General features: G+C 35.9%; 14 protein-coding genes and 1 pseudogene. 6 read left to right on the top strand and 9 right to left on the bottom strand.

Annotation, left to right across the window (positions count from 1 at the left end; translation table 11 throughout):
- Positions 1–78 precede the first annotated feature (78 nt).
- The 5 genes from LS67_RS06170 to LS67_RS06150 are packed head-to-tail and all read left to right on the top strand — an operon-like array spanning position 79 to position 9070.
- Positions 79–2811 carry a site-specific DNA-methyltransferase gene (locus tag LS67_RS06170; protein ID WP_034325865.1) on the top strand — a complete coding sequence of 911 codons (2733 nt, stop codon included), beginning with the start codon at positions 79–81 and terminating at the stop codon, positions 2809–2811.
- Between the two features lie 9 nt (positions 2812–2820).
- On the top strand, positions 2821–4593 hold the full coding sequence (locus LS67_RS06165; protein WP_236096363.1) for an ATP-binding protein: 1773 nt from the start codon (positions 2821–2823) through the stop codon (positions 4591–4593).
- An 8-nt stretch (positions 4594–4601) separates the two neighbouring features.
- Positions 4602–5606 carry a virulence RhuM family protein gene (locus tag LS67_RS06160; RefSeq protein ID WP_081953901.1) on the top strand — a complete coding sequence of 335 codons (1005 nt, stop codon included), beginning with the start codon at positions 4602–4604 and terminating at the stop codon, positions 5604–5606.
- The gene (locus LS67_RS06155) at positions 5599–8445 is read left to right on the top strand and encodes a DEAD/DEAH box helicase family protein (protein WP_034325864.1); all 2847 of its coding nucleotides are present in this window, start codon (positions 5599–5601) and stop codon (positions 8443–8445) included. The genes LS67_RS06160 and LS67_RS06155 overlap by 8 nt, the downstream gene beginning before the upstream one ends.
- Positions 8446–8464: 19 nt before the next feature.
- The gene (locus LS67_RS06150) at positions 8465–9070 is read left to right on the top strand and encodes a DNA-deoxyinosine glycosylase (RefSeq protein ID WP_034325863.1); all 606 of its coding nucleotides are present in this window, start codon (positions 8465–8467) and stop codon (positions 9068–9070) included.
- A 386-nt stretch (positions 9071–9456) separates the two neighbouring features.
- Here the strand turns inward: LS67_RS06150 and LS67_RS06145 are convergent, their stop codons facing one another.
- From LS67_RS06145 to LS67_RS06120, 8 genes and pseudogenes are all read right to left on the bottom strand, one after another.
- The gene (locus LS67_RS06145; RefSeq protein ID WP_034325862.1) at positions 9457–9825 is read right to left on the bottom strand and encodes a hypothetical protein; all 369 of its coding nucleotides are present in this window, start codon (positions 9823–9825) and stop codon (positions 9457–9459) included.
- 10 nt (positions 9826–9835) lie between these two features.
- Positions 9836–11547 (bottom strand): annotated as a pseudogene (locus tag LS67_RS10255) (LeoA/HP0731 family dynamin-like GTPase).
- Entirely contained in the window at positions 11544–13517 is a 1974-nt protein-coding gene (locus tag LS67_RS06135) for a GTPase (RefSeq protein WP_161594483.1), read from the bottom strand. Before LS67_RS06135 ends, LS67_RS10255 begins: the two are co-directional and overlap by 4 nt.
- Entirely contained in the window at positions 13517–13690 is a 174-nt protein-coding gene (locus LS67_RS09635; protein WP_156407264.1) for a hypothetical protein, read from the bottom strand. Before LS67_RS09635 ends, LS67_RS06135 begins: the two co-directional genes overlap by 1 nt.
- Positions 13691–13704: 14 nt before the next feature.
- Complete coding sequence (locus LS67_RS09630) at positions 13705–13845, bottom strand: hypothetical protein (RefSeq protein WP_161594482.1); 141 nt, start codon at positions 13843–13845, stop codon at positions 13705–13707.
- A gap of 314 nt (positions 13846–14159) precedes the next feature.
- On the bottom strand, positions 14160–14708 hold the full coding sequence (locus LS67_RS06130; RefSeq protein WP_034325859.1) for a hypothetical protein: 549 nt from the start codon (positions 14706–14708) through the stop codon (positions 14160–14162).
- A 9-nt stretch (positions 14709–14717) separates the two neighbouring features.
- Complete coding sequence (locus tag LS67_RS06125; RefSeq protein WP_034325857.1) at positions 14718–15539, bottom strand: cytolethal distending toxin subunit B family protein; 822 nt, start codon at positions 15537–15539, stop codon at positions 14718–14720.
- A gap of 10 nt (positions 15540–15549) precedes the next feature.
- A complete protein-coding gene (locus LS67_RS06120; protein WP_034325855.1) occupies positions 15550–16254 on the bottom strand; it encodes an RICIN domain-containing protein in 705 nt (234 codons plus the stop codon).
- A 158-nt stretch (positions 16255–16412) separates the two neighbouring features.
- Here LS67_RS06120 and LS67_RS06115 point away from each other — a divergent pair, with 158 nt between their 5' ends.
- Positions 16413–17054: a GyrI-like domain-containing protein gene (locus LS67_RS06115; RefSeq protein WP_034325853.1), complete on the top strand. Its 642-nt coding sequence runs from the start codon at positions 16413–16415 to the stop codon at positions 17052–17054.
- Here LS67_RS06115 and LS67_RS09625 read toward each other — a convergent pair.
- Entirely contained in the window at positions 17023–17187 is a 165-nt protein-coding gene (locus LS67_RS09625) for a hypothetical protein (protein WP_156407262.1), read from the bottom strand. The two genes, LS67_RS06115 and LS67_RS09625, sit on opposite strands and share 32 nt — an antisense overlap.
- Between the last annotated feature and the right edge of the window lie 6 nt (positions 17188–17193).

Below are 17193 nucleotides of genomic sequence, written 5' to 3'. Positions count from 1 at the left end.
TCAAAAAACAATCCAATAAGAAATTAAGCCCAATATCGCTAAAATACAGCAAAGTAAAGGCATAAGGGAGTGTTGCGTATGGATTACAAAAAAGCGTTTTATTCTAAGCTAGAGGATTGCTACTTAGGTGTGAAAATCAAAGACTTTCATCAAGGCAACACCGCCAAGAGCGGCTTTAGCAATCTGCTTAAAATCAAAGAGCAATACTTTGCCCATATCAAAACCTACTTAGATTCACAAATTGAGGGAGAACCGCAATCCCACGATATTTATAACAAGCTTTTTACTTTCTTTGATAGCTATTTGAATGAGAGTGGCACGCCATTTTTTAACGATACTCCCGCCTATAAAAACATCTATGCCAAAGTGTATAGCAACTCCAAAGATACGAGCCTCTTTTACAAAACGCAAAACCTCTATTATGTGAAATCCGACACACTCTACCAAAGCCTTACTTTAAGCGATGAGAAGCAAACCTATGAAGTCTTTTTTGATGCGAGTGAATACAAGCAAAATGCCGACAATAATAAAAACAAAATTATTTTTAAGTTTGTAAATGTTGAAACGAATGATGAAAGCAAAGCACAAATCCTCATCAAAGTGAGTAACCAAAAAGACTTCTTCCCCGAGCTTAACAATGTCTTTAAACAAAATTCTAATGAGTTTAGCGAGGAGTTCTTAAAAGATTTAAAGCAAAATCCAATTATTAAAGATTCTAAAATCAAAATTAACGAAGAAGAGTTAAAGAAAATCTTTAGAAGCTACAAAAAACAAGCTGAAATAGACTTCTTTATCCACAAAAATGCGACTGCCTTTTTAAAAGAGCAGTTTGACTTGTGGATGTTTGGCTATCTTTATAAAGAAAGCGCGATTCAAGAATGGAATCCAGAGATTATCGCGCATTTGCAACGCATTAAAAATATCGCTTATGAGGTGATTAAGCTTATTGGTGATTTTGAAAATGAGCTAAAGGCAGTGTGGCTAAAGCCAAAATTTGCAAAGAAAGTGGAGTATGTTTTTAGTCTTGATAAGCTTAATCCAAATCTTATGGATTCCATAACAAACGACAAAGGCTTTAAATCCCAAATCAAAGAATGGCAAGAATTAAATCTCGTTGATGAGGATTTTAACAAAGAGGATTTATTGAGTAATGACAAATACCGCTATCTCCCCCTTGATACAAAGCACTTTACCAAAGAGACAAAATACAAGATTCTAAGCAGTTTTGAAAATTTGGAATCTATGCTGAATGGCGAACTGATCAAAGCGGATAATTTTCAAGCTTTGAATTCCCTAATGCCCAAATATCAAGGCAAAGTGGATTTAATCTATATTGACCCACCTTATAATGCTCCTGCAAGTGAAATTATTTATAAAAATAATTTTAAAGATTCTACTTGGCTTAGTATGATGGAAAATCGCTTAAGATTAGGTAAGGAATTTTTAAGTCAAAGAGGGATTCTTACTTGTGCGATTGACGAAAATGAGCAAGAAAATTTAGGATTACTTTTAAGTAATATTTTTTATGAGTATGAAAAAACTTGCGTAAGTGTGGTGCATAATCCTAGTGGCACACAAGGCGATAATTTTTCTTATAGTAACGAATTTGCTTATTTTATGTATCCAAATATTAAAAATATTATTCAAGGGATAGCTAGAGATGAAAAAGATGTAAGAAACTTTAGAGATGTTACAGGTGCAGAGTCTTTAAGAACTGCCGCAAAAAATTGTTTTTATCCTATCTATGTAAAAGATTCTCAAATCATTGGTTTTGGTGAGGTATGCAAAGATGATTTTCACCCAACTGCAAATGTCATTAGAGACGATGGAATAGTTGAAGTTTATCCAATAGACCCACAAGGAATAGAAAGAAAATGGAGATTTGCAAAACAAACTATTGAAAGTATTAAAAATGAATTATTTGCCACTTTTCTAAAGACACGAAATGTTTGGGATATAAAAAGGGGTAAGGATACATTCAACCCTAAAACAACTTGGTTTGATAGTAAATATTCTGCAAATAATTACGGAGTGCAAATTTTGAATAATATACTCCCAAACAACGAATTTGACTACCCAAAATCCATTCATACCGTAAAAGATTCTATTTATTTGGCAAGTAAGGAAGATTCTGTAATTTTAGATTTTTTCGGTGGAAGTGGCACGACCGCTCACGCAGTTTTAGAGCTTAATCGTGAGGGTGCAAATCGTAAATTTGTGCTAGTAGAGCAAGGAGAGCATTTCTATAATGTGATACTCCCACGCATTAAAAAAGTAGCCTTTAGTAGCGAATGGAAAAATGGAAAATTAAAAGATGATAAACAAGTAAAGCCTTCAAGCATTACTTTTAGATACTATGAGTTAGAATCTTATGAGGAGGCATTAGCTAATTGCGAATATGTGCTAAGTTTTTGTCATTCTAAATCCTCTCTTTGTCATACTGAAGCGTTAGCTGAAGTATCTCAACAAGGCAATAAAAGAGACATTTCGGCTTCGCCTCAATATGACAATGAAATCTACAAAGGCAAAGACTATGCTAAAGCTAAGGCGATACTAGACTACCGCAAATCCCGCAAACTCATTGATAGGCTTAATAAAGGTGAGAGTGTGTGCCTAGATATGCACACAGAGTATAGGCAAGATTTTGATATTTTTCACTCTATGGCAAATCTAATGGGGTGGAAAATCAAAAGATTGTTTTTAGATTCTAAGGGCATAGAATCTTGCGAGTTTGATAATGGCGAGATTCTTAACTTAGATTCGTTAGACTTAGCCAAATACCCAAAACTAAAAAATCTAATATGGTGGTAGGAAATTGTGATGAAAATAAATGTGAATATACCAGAGGTTGTAGAACAATTAAAAAATGTCAAGGTTGAGAATGTAATATTTGAATTAATAATGAATGCAATACAGGCAAATGCTACATTGATTGAACTTAAAATTATAGCCTCTAGTTTAGATGATAAAAATAAAACTCCCTATATAGATAAAATTGAAGTGATTGATAATGGTGATGGTTTTAATGAGGGCAATATAAAATCTTTTGGGGAATATCGTAGTAATTATAAAAAATCATTAGGCTGCAAGGGTATAGGAAGATTTATATATCTCAAACTTTTTAAAAGCGTAAAGGTTATAAGCAAAGATAAAGAATTTGACTTTACTTATAATGGTATGACAGAGCCTAAAGAACAAGACTTTTATGACAAAACTAAAATAATTTTATTAAATCCAAAAGATAATTTTTCAATTGATTTTTCTAAGATTAAAAAGCAAATTAAAGAACATTTTTTGGCTTATTTTAAAACAGAAAATAAAGATATTAAAATAGATATTTATAAAAATGATAAGTGTGTAGACAATGTTAAAAGTAATGAAATACCACATTTTAAAAAGAAAGAATTTAAAATTAAAAATTATTCTTTTGGAATATCATATCTTTTTGGGGAAAATGATTTTAAAAATGAAGGGTTTTATGTCGCGAACAATAGGGTTGTGATAAAAAATTCAGATTTAGACCAAGAAAGTAAATATAATTTGCCAAAAGAAAAAGATTTAAGAATATTTTATATTTTAGAATCTGATTATTTTGATAAAAATGTTAATGATGAAAGAAACGAATTGCAGATCTATCCTAAACGAAAAAACTCGCTTGAGTTTGAAGATTTAAATTGGAATGATATATATGATGAATTAGAGAATCAGCTTAAAGAAATTTATAGAGAGCATAATTTTGATGTAGAAAATACAATTAAAGAAAATAGAAAAAAATCAATTAAAGAATTGCCTTATCTTGGAGTATATTTTGAAAATAGAAATGAATTAAATGTGAATGATATGTTAGAAAATGCAAAAAAAGAATTTAATGATGATAAAGATTTTTTAAGAGATGATAGCAATAAAGCAAAAGGAAATTATGAATCCAAATTAGTGAAAGTAACGCAAACAGAATTAGCCGAATATGTATTCGATAGAGACAAATTAATCCAGAAATTAAAAAACTCTATTACTAAAGGGAGTATAGAAGCTGAAATTCATAATTTGTTTATGCCTAAGAAAACATCCGATGATAAGCAAGATTATAGGAACAATAATGTTTGGCTATTTGATGATAGGTTTATGTGCTATGATAAAATTTTTAGCGATATGCAGATTAAGGATATTTTTCCAGAGTTACACAAGAATATAGAAAGACCTGATTTGTTAAGCATTATTTCTAATACTTATGAAAAAGATAAGATAACTGATATTTTGCTTATAGAATTTAAAAAACCTGAAGCAAAGAAAGAATATTTTGCATTAGCACACCAACAAATTCTTAGCTATGCTGCAATGATTAATGAAGTTTATTCTCAAAAAAAAGTAAGAATTTGGGCTTATGGATTTTTAAAATTTAATGATGCGGTTTTGCAAAGTATCATTAGAGACGATTATAATCAAATATATACAAATAGTAATTTTCCAATTTGTTATAAATACAATCAAGCAAACAATATAATAATACATTTTATGGATTATGACTCTTTGATTTGTGATGCGGAAAATAGAAATCAGTTATTTTTGGATATTTTAAGAGGAAAATATTTATGATGACCAATATGCCAAACCTCCTCCTCTACACCACACAAGATAAAAAAGTCAAGGTTGAACTCTATGAACTTGGCGAAAGTGTATTTTTAGCCCAAGATTCTATGGCAAAACTTTTTGACACCTCCAAATCTAGCATAAGCGAACATATCACAAATATCCTCAAAGAGGGGGAATTGCAAGCAGATTCAGTTATTCGGGAAATCCGAACAACTGCCAATGATGGCAAGCAATACAAGGTGAAATTTTATTCCTTAGAGATGATTTTAGCTGTGGGCTTTCGTGTGCGAAGCAAAAGAGGGGTGCAGTTTAGAATCTGGGCAAATGAGCATTTGGCTAGCTACCTGCAAAAAGGTTTTGTGATTGATAGTGAGCGATTAAAAAATCCAAATGGCAGGACGGATTATTTTGATGAACTCTTAGAGCAGATTCGTGATATAAGAGCAAGTGAAAAAAGGTTTTATCAAAAAGTGCGCGAACTTTTTGCTTTGAGTGTGGATTATGACCCAAGCGATAAAGCAACGCAAATGTTTTTTGCTCAAACGCAAAATAAGCTTTTATATGCGATTACGCATAAAACCGCTGCGGAGCTGATTTGTGAGAGAGCAAATGCAAAGGAGCTTAATATGGGGTTAACAAGCTGGAAAGGTAATATTGTGCGCAAAGGCGATGTGATTGTGGCGAAAAATTATCTACATAAAGAGGAGCTAGATAGCCTGAATCGCTTGGTGAATGTATTTTTAGAATCCGCAGAGCTTAGAGTGAAAGATAAACAAACCTTGACTATGGACTTTTGGAGGCAGAATGTGGATTCTTTGCTTACCTTTCAAGGCAAGGAAATTTTAAAAGATAATGGCAGTGTTTCTAATGTGCAAATGGAGCAAGTCGCCTATGAGCAGTATGAAAAATTTAATCAAAAACGCAAAGAGGAACATTTGCTTAAAGCAGAGAAAGAGGATAAAGAAATTTTAGAATCTACCTACAAAGCTTTGCGTAAAGGAAAAGTAAATGAGTAAAACAAAATCCGCACAAAAAGCAACTTTAGAGAAAAAATTGATTCTTAAAGAAATCCTTGCACCAAAGATTCAGGACTTTGAATCCCTTTTTGCCTCCCTTGAATTTGGTAGCTTTTCTCATAGCATTTCTTTGCAAGAATATCAAATCGCAGCCCTTAAAAGCGCGATTGCTGCTTTAAGCCTCTATACACAAAGCCCTGATTCTCTTTACCAAAATTATTTAGAGTGTGGATTAGAGGGCATAACAAAAGAGCAAATGAACTCTGCAAGTTTTTGGATGGCAACGGGGAGCGGCAAAAGTATCGTGATGATAAAGCTAATTGCCCTTTTGCACGATTTGTTTGGACTGAAAACTTTGCCTGCCAAACCCATAATGTTGCTTGTGCCAAACGATAAGATTTTAGAGCAGTTTAAGGCGCATATCAAAGAATATAACACCTATCAAAGCAAAACAATTACATTAAAAGATTTAAAAGACTATGAAAGCGTGAGTTATGGCACTTCACTCTTTGATGAGAATATCGTCTTTATTGGACGCAGTGATTTACTTGATACGAGTGAAAATGTCGGCAAGGATTCTAGGGCGAAGAGATTAAATTATAAGAACTTTTTAGGAGATGAGGGTTGGATTGTGCTACTTGATGAGGCGCATAAGGGCGATAGTAAAGATTCTGTGCGCAAAGGCTATATAAGAGAGCTTGCAGAGGGTAATGGTGAATCTAACAAGGGCTTTATTTTTAATTTCTCTGCAACCTTTAGTGATAATTTTGATTTGCAAACTTGTGCGTTTAATTATAATTTAGAACGATTCAATCTTCAAGGCTATGGCAAAAATATCGCGGTGTTGGATTCTGATTTAAAATCCTTTAGGGATAAAGAAAAAAATGAGGAGCAAATCGTAAAAATCTTAGAGAGTTTTATACTCTTTTGTGCGATAAAAAAGCATAGAGAAAACATAATGCAAAAATTTAGCAAGAGCTTAAAACTTGCCTATCATCAACCGCTAATTATTGCTGTTGCGGATAAAGTCAATACCACAGATGCGGGGATAAAGCTTTACTTTGAGGCGATTTTGCAGATTTTAAAAGAGGATAGAGATATTATGCCTTTAGCACAAAATCTCTATGAGAATCTTTCACAAAATCAAAACTTGTATTTTGATAAAAATCTAAGCTTAGATGAGGAATTTTTAGAGCTTATTCAAACAATGGATTCTAAGACTTTAAGAAAAGAAATGTTTTATGCCTCGCAAAGTTCTATGATTGAAGCGTGTAGGATAAAGGGCAATACCAAAGAGATTGTCTTTAAATCCAAAAACGCTAAAGAACCCTTCTTGCTTTTAAATATTGGAAGTATTCGAGAATGGGAGAAGCAATATCTAAGTAACTTGGGTATTGAGAGTGGAGAAGATATTACCAATGGATATTTTCAAGATATTAATCATAGCGACTCGCCGATACAAATTATGATGGGAAGCAAAGTCTTTAGTGAGGGCTGGGATAGTAATCGCGTGAATCTGATTAGCTTTATTAACATAGGCAGTAAAAATGCCAAAAAATATGTTTTGCAAACTATTGGACGAGGTGTGCGGATTGAGCCTTTTAAGGGAGTGAGAAAAAGGCTTGGGCAATGTGAGAATCTTGATTACAATCTGCGGGAGAGATTTCGCAATAAAGCTTTAGGTATTGAGACGCTTTTTATAATGGCAACCCAAACAGAGGCGATAAAGGGGATTTTAGAGGGATTAGAGGAATTTATCCAAAGCCACCCCTTAAGTGGATTTAGAAAAAGCAAAGCCTTTAAGCCCCTGCTTGTGCCAAAATATAAAGATTCCACAAGCTTACAAAATAAGCCTTATATCCTCTCACATTGCGATTTTGAGGAACTTAAAAGTTATATAGAATCGTTTGATGAAGATGTGCTGCTTTTGAGCGAGAACATAAGAGCGAAAGATTTAGGCTATAACACATTATGCAAAGTGAAAGAAAAAATGGCAAATGGGGGCGAAACACAAGCGATTAAAATAGATGGGGATATACAAACGCTCAAAGCGGAGAATGCTTTGAGCGTTTTGGAGGGTTTCTTTAATGCCAAGAGCAAGGAATTTGAAAGGTTTGCAGAAATTGACAATGAAATTTGCCATTTTAAGAAGTTTAGCTCCACGCTTGATTCTATTATTGTAGAAGAGATGAATGCAAAGATAAAAGAGATTGTAGAGGCAAAAACTATGGAGACAAGGGAGGTTTTAGAATCTAAGGGAGTGCCAAAAGAGTATATAGACACGATTCTACAATCACAACACAACAAGAAAAATGCTGAAGTCTATGGATATATTTTAGATTCTAGTTTGCAAGAGCATTATTATAATCCTTTAGTCATAGACAAGAAAAATGATAGCAGGATTATTTATGCAATTAGAGAACCAAGTGAAATAGAATTTTTGCAAGATTTGCAGAAATACTTGCAAGACAATAGTAATGTCTTAAAGCAATACGATTGGTGTTTCAGTCGGATTGTTGAAAATGTGGATTCGATTTATATCCCTTATTTTGATGAGGAGAAACAAGAGTTTAGAAAATTCTATCCCGATTTTATCTTTTGGCTAAGGCATAAGCAAAGCGGGGCATATAAAATCTTTTTTATCGACCCAAAAGGATTGGGGCTTGAGGCAAATGCGCGCTATAAGCTGCGTGGCTTTAAAGATATTTTTCGGGGAAATTCGCTTTATTTTGATAATCTCCCTATTGAAGTATTTTTATTTTATTATAATAAACAAAATTATCAAATTCAAAATATGCAAAATCATATCAAATCTACTATTGCGGAATTGTTTATATAATAATATTAGGAATGCCCGAATGCTCCTCCACCCTTTCGCGCCTAGCAATATCGATAAAGATTCTAAAATCCTCATTCTCGGCTCTTTTCCCTCTGTTGCTTCAAGAGAAATGGGATTCTATTATGCGCACCTACAGAATCGTTTTTGGAAGGTGTTGGGGGCATTGTTTGGTGATGAAACGATATATGCAAAATTCACGAAGCTCAACAAAGAGGAGCGACAGCAACATATTAAAATGCAAAAAGCATTTTTACAATCCCACTCTATCGTTCTTTGGGATATTGTGTACTCATGCGACATTACGGGCTCGAGCGATTCGAGCCTGAAAAACATTGCGTTCAATGATATTTTTTCCTTACTCACTTCAAGCGAAATTCGAGCCATTTTTCTCAATGGCACAAAGGCAACAACGCTCTTTCAGCAATATTGCAAGAATCTAGCCTTTCCACTAAAGATTCAGGCTTGTCTGCATTATAAAATCCTTACCCCAACACAGTCTCTCGCCCTCAAATTTACGCGAGAGATTCGCATCTTTTCTTTGCCCTCAACAAGCCCCGCAAATGCAAAATATAGTCTCGATTCTCTTATCGATTCGTGGTGCATTCTTTTGGATTTTTGCGGGTGATTTCATTATTCATCTCTATTCCGCTGTCCTAGTTTACGAAAGTAGTTTTCCAATGTCTTTTTGAGCAATTCTTCGTCTGGCATGCCGTCCGAAAAAGTGAAGCCATAACGTTTTTTGGGTGGCAATGCCTCGCCCGACATCATCTCGCCACATCTGGGGCAGGCGCATGCGTATTGCGCGTGCAATGGGTTGAGCGCATCACTTTGGGGTTGGTAGATTCTCTAAAGCCACACTTGCATGTATATTTTACAGCCGCTGGTTGTATCATCTCGTTCCTTTCTGTGTTGCAATGACATCATAATGATAAAAATTAATCTAAAATCTTCTATGCCAAAATAGGCACATCTGAAGCCGCAAAAGACAACAAATAGAATCACAATTTGGTTTTATGATTTAGTCAGCTTCACATGTGTGTCAGAGATTTTTTCCATATTATAATCTCTCAAGCTGTTCAAAATACCAACACCTCCTGCTGCCACCGCAATGCTGATTGCTGTTGCGGTTGTGGCAGCACCAAGAATGCCCACAGCTCCCGCGGCAGATGCTGCAGCAAATCCTGAAGTGATTCCAGCGGTTGCGGGCGAAACCATGAGGGAAGCCACCGCGACTCCAATCGCACCAATGGCAACCAACCATGCCACTTGTCCCGTTGCCTTAATGCCAATAGTATGCCTTGCTAAGTCGCCATATATTTCGATGCTGCTTGCACCACTTTCAATTGCTTCTGCCAATTCCTTTTCTGTTGTTGCTTTCATTCTCTCTCCTCTATTGATTTTGTCCCATGAGTAGTTGTTTAGATTGTTCTTCAATCTTTTTAGCCTCATTTGCCCATTGTTCAAATGTTTGTTGTTTGGATTCGATAGCCTTCATTTCATTGTTTATCTCTGTATATTTATCTTTTAACTGCATATAGTTTTTAAAAAATGTTTCTATAAAACTTTCACCATTAACAAGCTCTAAGATTTCTTTTCTTTGTCCCTCAAGATTTTCTTTAATGCCATCTTTTACTTTTTGAAATTCCTGCTCTTTCTCGTATTGTTTGTAGCTATCCCATAGCTCAAATGCTATGCCCGCTACGGCAACGGCAACATTTGCCCCTTTTGCAAGCTTGACGGCACCCCAAGGTTGAAATTTTAAGGCTTGAGTCAAATCTACGCCCACTATTTTTCCAAAATTTACCATGCTATCTCGTACTATTTTTACATTATTAGCATTAATGACTCCAGATTTTTGAATATAGCCCAATCCCTCTTTCCCTGCAGTATTTATAAACTTAGAAAAAGTGTCGATTTTTGCTTCAAAATGTGTAGCAATTTTTTGAAATTCGAGATGCACATATTCAGTTTGTTTGTCAAATTCATTCTGGATTCTTGTATTTAGAATAATGCCCTCACTTCTATCTCGCGTTCAAAAAATTCTCCAAAAGTTTTTAGGCTTGTGCCTTGTAGTTGTAGAATCAGGTCTGTAAAATAATTTGTCGCAAAATTGCGCAAACTTCTTCTTGATTCTGAAATATTTTCTTCTAGTCTTTTCATGTCTGACTGCAAGTGCTTTGTGCCTTCAATAAATCTTATTTTGGCTTGACTTATATTTTCATTTTCATCTGTAATTAGTGGTAATTGTTTGTGTATTACATCTGCAATTATGCTTTTTATGCTTTCAAGCACAATAAGTTCAAAACCGCCATTAGTTATGATTTTTTCTTGTGTAGCGTTTTGTAGGCTTTCTATATGTGATAGTGCTTTAAATTCTTGCATGTTTTGTTGCCAATGTTCAAAGCCCTTATCAAGAGGATTTGCCGCAACGGCTACAATTGAAAGAGTTTCACATTCCTTGTTGGATAGTTCAATCAAGTCGCTCAATCTTTTGGTTATGCTTTCCTTTTTAATTTTTAAGGCTTCTTGGTAAGAATCTTGTTCTTCGATGTCAACGACTTCATCGAATTTACTTAAAACAAAAATGGTTCTTGGCAATAGATTTAACGTCCTAAATAGCCAGTTTAAATCATCTTTATGACTTTCTTTAATAGGATTTGCCGCATTCATAACATACAAAAGCAAATGTGCTTCGCTGATATATTTACGCGTGATGTCTTTGTATTTTTCAACATTTGCGCCGCTATGTTTTTCCTTAAAGCCAAACAAGCCAGGTGTGTCGATGAGCTCAATGTCATCTCCTAGTTCATATATTGCTAGCATGTCTGACGATTCTTCATGGCTAATTTTCATGCTTGATTTATCAAGTCTTTCAAGCCATGCCGCCGCAATAGACGTTTTTCCTTCTGAAAATCCACCAACGAGAGCCACTTTGAGCTTTTTGGAATCTATCTCACTTATTGTCCTCAAGAGCTTATTGATTAGATTTTCATCAATGAATACTTCTATCTCCTTTCCTTTTTCCAAGAAAGCCAAAAGATTTTTACAGGTCTCTAGGGCTTTACTTTGTTGTTCTTTGAAACTCTGAATAGTGTTTGTCATGGAAGTTCTCCTTCGCGTTGGATTTGGTATGTGAGTTGCTTGACTTCTTTTTGTGTTCGACAAATAAAAATATAAGGCTCTCGTATGTGTTCAGTTACTGTTTCGCATTCTTGTTGGAGCGTTTGCATATACTCATTTACGTTTCTGCGAAGCTTCTCCAGCTCTTTTTCTGTGTTTTCTTTGATATTTTCTGATATTCTTTCGAGATTTTTGTTAGCTACTCTTTTTTGCTCCGATTTTTTATAATCGGAGCTGAAAAATTTATATATAGACTTACCAAGACCTATCAACATCGCTATCCCCATTAGTGCAGCAGCCGTCCAGCCTACGGGATTCCAAGAGTTTGCCAGGGTAAAAGGAATTCCCACAGCACCAAGTAGCGAAGCAAAGATTCCCACAGTGTCAATGCCACTTTTCATGTCCATAGATATATCATGTCCAAAGTCTATTTGAAGATTGTAATTAAAGTCTTGAATCATATACGAAATGCGTCTCTTGAGATTATCTAGTTCTTCTTGTATGTCTTTTTGTAGTCTTTCAAACTCTTTATCACTCACATCGGAATCAATGAGTTTATAAGTATACTTCCTTATATTTATTTTAAATTCTTCGATACATTCATCAATCTTATTTGAGATTGCTTTTAGGTTTTGAGTTTTGATGTGTTCAAGATTATTTTTTGTATCATCTACTTCATTTTTGGCATCGCTTAAAAGTTTTTCGTATGTCGCAGAAATCTTTGTAAGTAATCCTTGAAGTCCACAAAGTATTGCATTGGCTCTATTGTAATGGGATTTTTTGATTTTGCCTTGTGTGTCTTTGACCAAATCCCTTACAATAAAATCTGCAAATTCCCCAAAACCACTTTTCTGAAGTAAGGTTATCGAGTCATATTTACTTAAAAATTTTTCCCTCTCACGTTTCTTGCTTTCAGCAAACAAACATTCAGCAAGAGCCAGAAAGGCTACTTTTGCAGAAAGCTCTTTTCTGCCAACATAATGTTCGCCCAAAGCTTCTTGCATTTTTTCATCGAGCACTTGTAGGCTTTGCTTTTCGCCCTCATTGACCAAAGCTTGTTCTAGTCGTTGAGTATTGGTGATGGATTTATTGAAGATACTATATACTTCTGTTTGTGCACCTAAATGCTCTTTAATTTTTTCGAGCGTGCCTTTTTTGTTATCATCGCCCTTTTGTGGAGGAGTGGGCACGCGTGTAATATAGAACACACAATGCGCCTTCCTTGTTGCGGAAAGTATGGAATTGTTCACTTGTATTTCATCGCCTTCAATGCCGGGCACATCAAGGATTTGGAAGTTTTGATTGTTGATACTAAAGATATAAGAAGTTACCTCACGCGTGAAATCCGAACGTCCATCGCCAATTATGTTGCCATCACTCAAGCGAAGCAATCTATTCAATAAGGTCTGTAAGGATTCTTGAGTTTGATTGTAGAGTGATTTCTTATTATCAAGCTCTTTTTCAAGATTTTTAATTTGTTTTGCTAGAGAATGGGTGCTAAAAAATGAGAAAAAGCGATACCAAAGAGATTTTCGCTTATGTTGTTCTAATAGCATTTGTTCTAAAATATATTTAGATAATTCGTCAATAGCTTGTTCTTGTTCATGTATATTTTGTTCCAAGTTTTCTTTTTGTTTTATAAATGGCTCATAGATATTTTTAAATTCATTCCATGAATCCATTTTTGTTTTTTCTCCAAAATAAATCCGCAGGGCTTCAATGAGAGTAGATTTTCCTGCATTGGTTTCACCATAGAATGCAATGGTAAAAATATCCCATTCAGCATCTTGGTTTAAGGAATCTAACTTGGAATCAAGGTCTTTTTGAACATTTTCGAGAGACAGAACTTGTTTTTTAAAATATTCCCCTTCTTGATTGGCGAGGCATGCATTGATTTCATGAAGTTTGGCTTTAACGTTATGGTAGATTTCCCTAAGATGTGATGGATTCATCATGCATTTCCCCCAACAAGCGAAATGCAGTATTTCTTGCTTTGTTTGTGTGGTTTCTTGAGCGATGGGATTCCGAGCATAGCCTGCGCATAGGCAAGTAGGGTTTGAAGCGGATTTTGTGCGCAAGCCTCACAATGCGAGCCTGCATAAATTCCCGCAAAGGTGTCGCGCAAAAATGCGGCATTGTCTATGTCATGCGCCTGTGTGGAGTGTGTGGAAGATTGTTGGAAATGCCTAGATAGAGCTTGAGATTCTGCCCATCGCAATCAACGAGATATGCGAATTGCCCCCCCCCAATATTTGCTGCTGCCGCTGTTGTTGTACTCATTTTGTGTCTCCTTTTTGAAGTGTTTGCAAGATGCTTTGCTGTGTTTGTAGCTCATCAATTTTGGCTTTGCTATCGTGAATCTCTTTTTTGAGATTCTCAATATCTTTTTGCCTAAGCTACTTAAATTTCACAAACATAGCATTATGTTTTTCGCCCAAACACAAAATACCTTTGATTTTATGCGTTGAGACTTTATCAACGAGAGATATAATTACACAGAAACTTTGGAAATTTAAAATCTAGCAAGCAAAAATAACTCTTTGTTTTACCTTAAATACAGCTTAGATTCTAAATTCACAAACTCCCCCTGCCCCCTACGGATTAATCGTCTTTGCCTCTCTTAGCTCGGGCGTTATCAAAATAAGATGGCTAACAGGCACATTAGAGAATTTATCGACAACACAATTCTTGATGCCTATGCCCACGCCTGAGGGTAGTCTCGGATTCAAAAACGCAGCGATACATTCATCTTTATTCAAAACAAAAGAGCGAATCTGCACCGCATCTATAGCAGTTGGTATAATCGTAAAGAGGGTTTGAAACTTTTGACTACGCAAATCCTCCTCGCAAGACTTAAGCCCAAAAAATCCACTCTCTTCAATCCCCAAACACATATCCGGCTTGTTTGTATTAACAAATTGCACTGCGCCCAAATTAAATTTATCAAATGGATCACCCTTGCGCATTTGTGGAGTAAGCGCAATTTCTTTGAGATTCCAATTTGGATTATCTGGGTCTGGAGCTAGCGCATCGCCTAGCATAACACTCCTTAACGAAAATGGTGAAGTAAAATCAGGTAAATCCTCTGGATCATCTGCATACAAAAAGGCAAAAAAAGCAAAAATCAATAAAAATTTTTTCATAGTTACCTCCTAAAAGCGTCCAAAATGCACCGGAGTATGGTCGGATGCAAGGTGTGCGCGGATATTTGCCACCATAATGAGCGCAACAATGGGTGGCAAAGACAAAGCAGAGCGGCTTTCGCTTGAGCGACCAATCACAGCGTAATCAAGCGTCCTGTTTGCACCCCTTGCACCAAAATGCGTGGCAGAATTTGGGGCGGCGATTCTAATATGATTTGTGATTCTGGTATCAAGCCCCGCTTGTAAATTTGCCGGGTCTCGATTAAAATCCCCCGCAATAAGCCAATTATACTGCGGCATATTGATAAAATTATCATGCACTGCTGTAACCAATGCAGCAGCATCCCCACCACCACTTGCTAATGCGTGGATATTGAAAAATACATCATTGCCAATGCGAATACCAAGCACTGGGCGCGAGGTTTGCGGAGCAATTGTGCTTTGAGAAATCACAAACACCTCATCAGCTCTCCTATCGCTTACTATGGCGAGATTCACTCTCCGTGCTCCGACATCAAGTGGCGCGTAATAGATAAATACATTGCGTGGGCGAGACGATGAGCCAAGATTCCAAGTGAATTCCTCTACCGGTGTGCCACCGGGCTGCACTCTCCGCTCTGTCCTAACCGCTGAAGAAGGAACTGCACCCGCCTCTTGCACCATAAGAATATTTGCAGGATTAGCACCGGTTACAAGCTGTCGCACACTTATATTCCATTTACTTTCGGTATTTGCTGATGAGCCTTGCAGATTCCAAGTGCTTACTCTAAATTCTTCAAGATTTGCAAAAGCAAGGTTAAAACTTATAAAAAGAAATAAAAATATTTTCATTATTTACTCCTTAATTTGTTGAAAAAATCACTGGCGCAGGGTTTATGATCGGTACCATATACCACTGCTGGTCAAGATTGGGCATATTGATAGCACATTGCGTAAGAAAGATACTATAATAGGTCGTATGGCGGAAAGTGGGTGTTTGCAGACAAGTTTTTGTAGCGACATTTTGAATCTGCACAGCTTGATTATCAAAAAAGTTAAAAGTCCAAAACTGCGTTGATGCCTTTTGATTGCATTGGCTGTGAATCACGCCATTTCTATATGCCTCTAGACAAGTGCCTTTAGCGATATTTTTAATCATCACTTGATGATTTTCAAAGCTCACCACGCGCCAAAATAAAGCCTCCCCAAACTCGTGCGCATCAAGCGGAGGATAACCCCACACCCAATTCCCCTCCTTCAAAGCCCAAAGCGTCAAAACGCCCCCACTTGAGGACATAATCGATACGGGGTCGGATTCATTTTTAGGCACTTTTGGCGCATTAGATTTTAAATCTCTAAAGGGTAGTCTTTTGTTTTCTTGCTGCTTTAAAATTTTGCGCGATTTTTTGCCCGGTATCTTTAAATTTTTAGGTGGTGTAGGGCTATCCCCTATGCCTAAATTTTTTTGTTTTATGTATGTGTGTTGTGGTATATTTGGCGCTTTTGACCCGGAAGAGCAGCCTATACACAAAACACTACAAAGAACAATGTGAGGTAGGAGTTTCATAAAAGTTCCTTTAAATATAAATTCTGCGGATTTTACAGAATCAATGAAAATGTATTGCAAACCATTATCAAAATTGATATAATACCCCGTAAGCTCGTGTTTAATTTGGCTATAATGTCGTGCAAGATTCTAAAGCCAAATTTTCACAAGGAATCCCTATGAAATACGACTACAAAAAGCAAGAAAAGACACTCTATGGGGCAAAGACAACACCCTGTGTGCTTGAAATACCAGCACAAAATTTCATTACGCTTACAGGCATAGGAAATCCAAATGAAGAGATTTTTTCACACAAAGTTTCTGCGCTTTTTTCTCTTGCTTATGCGCTCAAAATGGCATATAAAAAATCCCAACTTTTACAAAAAGACAAAAACACGGGTGAAAATATTGACGATTATGCTGTGTATCCATTAGAGGGCATATGGGGCAAAAAGCAAGCAGCAGGACACGAACAGGCAAAGCTAGATAAAGATGAGCTCCATTACAAAATAATGATATGCCAACCTCATTTTATCGGGCGAGAACATATAGAATCTACCAAAGAAAGCCTGATAAAAAAGAAAAAACTTGACTATCTTACTGACATTGACTTTGAGACTATGCAGGAGGGCAAATGTGTGCAAATGCTACACAAGGGCGCATTTGATGATGAACCTAAAACTTTTGCGATAATGGATAGCTATTGTCTAGCACATCATCTTACACGCATAGACACGATACATACAGAGATTTATTTAAGCAATCCCCACCGCACTGCACCTTGCAATTTTAAGACGATTTTGCGATACAGGGTGCGCTGAAATAATGCAAAGATTCTAAAGATTGATAGGTTTTTTGAATCTTTTCAAGATAACTTGCATTGTTTTCCACTTTTTCGCCCAAAATATGATAATCTAAAGAAAATACAACCAAAAACACATTATAATCACGCAATTTTTA

It is taken from the genome of Helicobacter sp. MIT 03-1616 (assembly GCF_000765685.2).
Lineage (GTDB): Bacteria > Campylobacterota > Campylobacteria > Campylobacterales > Helicobacteraceae > Helicobacter_C > Helicobacter_C typhlonius.
The sequence above is the reverse complement of the archived record's forward strand: the minus strand, read 5'-3'. Positions and strand labels throughout refer to the sequence as shown.

What these genes read in the sequence shown, in the direction of transcription:
- LS67_RS06155 (WP_034325864.1), top strand. Translation starts at nt 5,599, where the DNA reads ATGAGTAAAACAAAATCCGCACAAAAAGCAACTTTAGAGAAAAAATTG.
- LS67_RS06120 (WP_034325855.1), bottom strand. Translation starts at nt 16,254, where the DNA reads ATGAAACTCCTACCTCACATTGTTCTTTGTAGTGTTTTGTGTATAGGC.
- LS67_RS06135 (WP_161594483.1), bottom strand. Translation starts at nt 13,517, where the DNA reads ATGAATCCATCACATCTTAGGGAAATCTACCATAACGTTAAAGCCAAA.
- LS67_RS06170 (WP_034325865.1), top strand. Translation starts at nt 79, where the DNA reads ATGGATTACAAAAAAGCGTTTTATTCTAAGCTAGAGGATTGCTACTTA.
- LS67_RS09630 (WP_161594482.1), bottom strand. Translation starts at nt 13,845, where the DNA reads ATGAGTACAACAACAGCGGCAGCAGCAAATATTGGGGGGGGGCAATTC.
- LS67_RS06150 (WP_034325863.1), top strand. Translation starts at nt 8,465, where the DNA reads ATGCTCCTCCACCCTTTCGCGCCTAGCAATATCGATAAAGATTCTAAA.
- LS67_RS06160 (WP_081953901.1), top strand. Translation starts at nt 4,602, where the DNA reads ATGCCAAACCTCCTCCTCTACACCACACAAGATAAAAAAGTCAAGGTT.
- LS67_RS06145 (WP_034325862.1), bottom strand. Translation starts at nt 9,825, where the DNA reads ATGAAAGCAACAACAGAAAAGGAATTGGCAGAAGCAATTGAAAGTGGT.
- LS67_RS06130 (WP_034325859.1), bottom strand. Translation starts at nt 14,708, where the DNA reads ATGAAAAAATTTTTATTGATTTTTGCTTTTTTTGCCTTTTTGTATGCA.
- LS67_RS06115 (WP_034325853.1), top strand. Translation starts at nt 16,413, where the DNA reads ATGAAATACGACTACAAAAAGCAAGAAAAGACACTCTATGGGGCAAAG.
- LS67_RS06165 (WP_236096363.1), top strand. Translation starts at nt 2,821, where the DNA reads ATGAAAATAAATGTGAATATACCAGAGGTTGTAGAACAATTAAAAAAT.
- LS67_RS06125 (WP_034325857.1), bottom strand. Translation starts at nt 15,539, where the DNA reads ATGAAAATATTTTTATTTCTTTTTATAAGTTTTAACCTTGCTTTTGCA.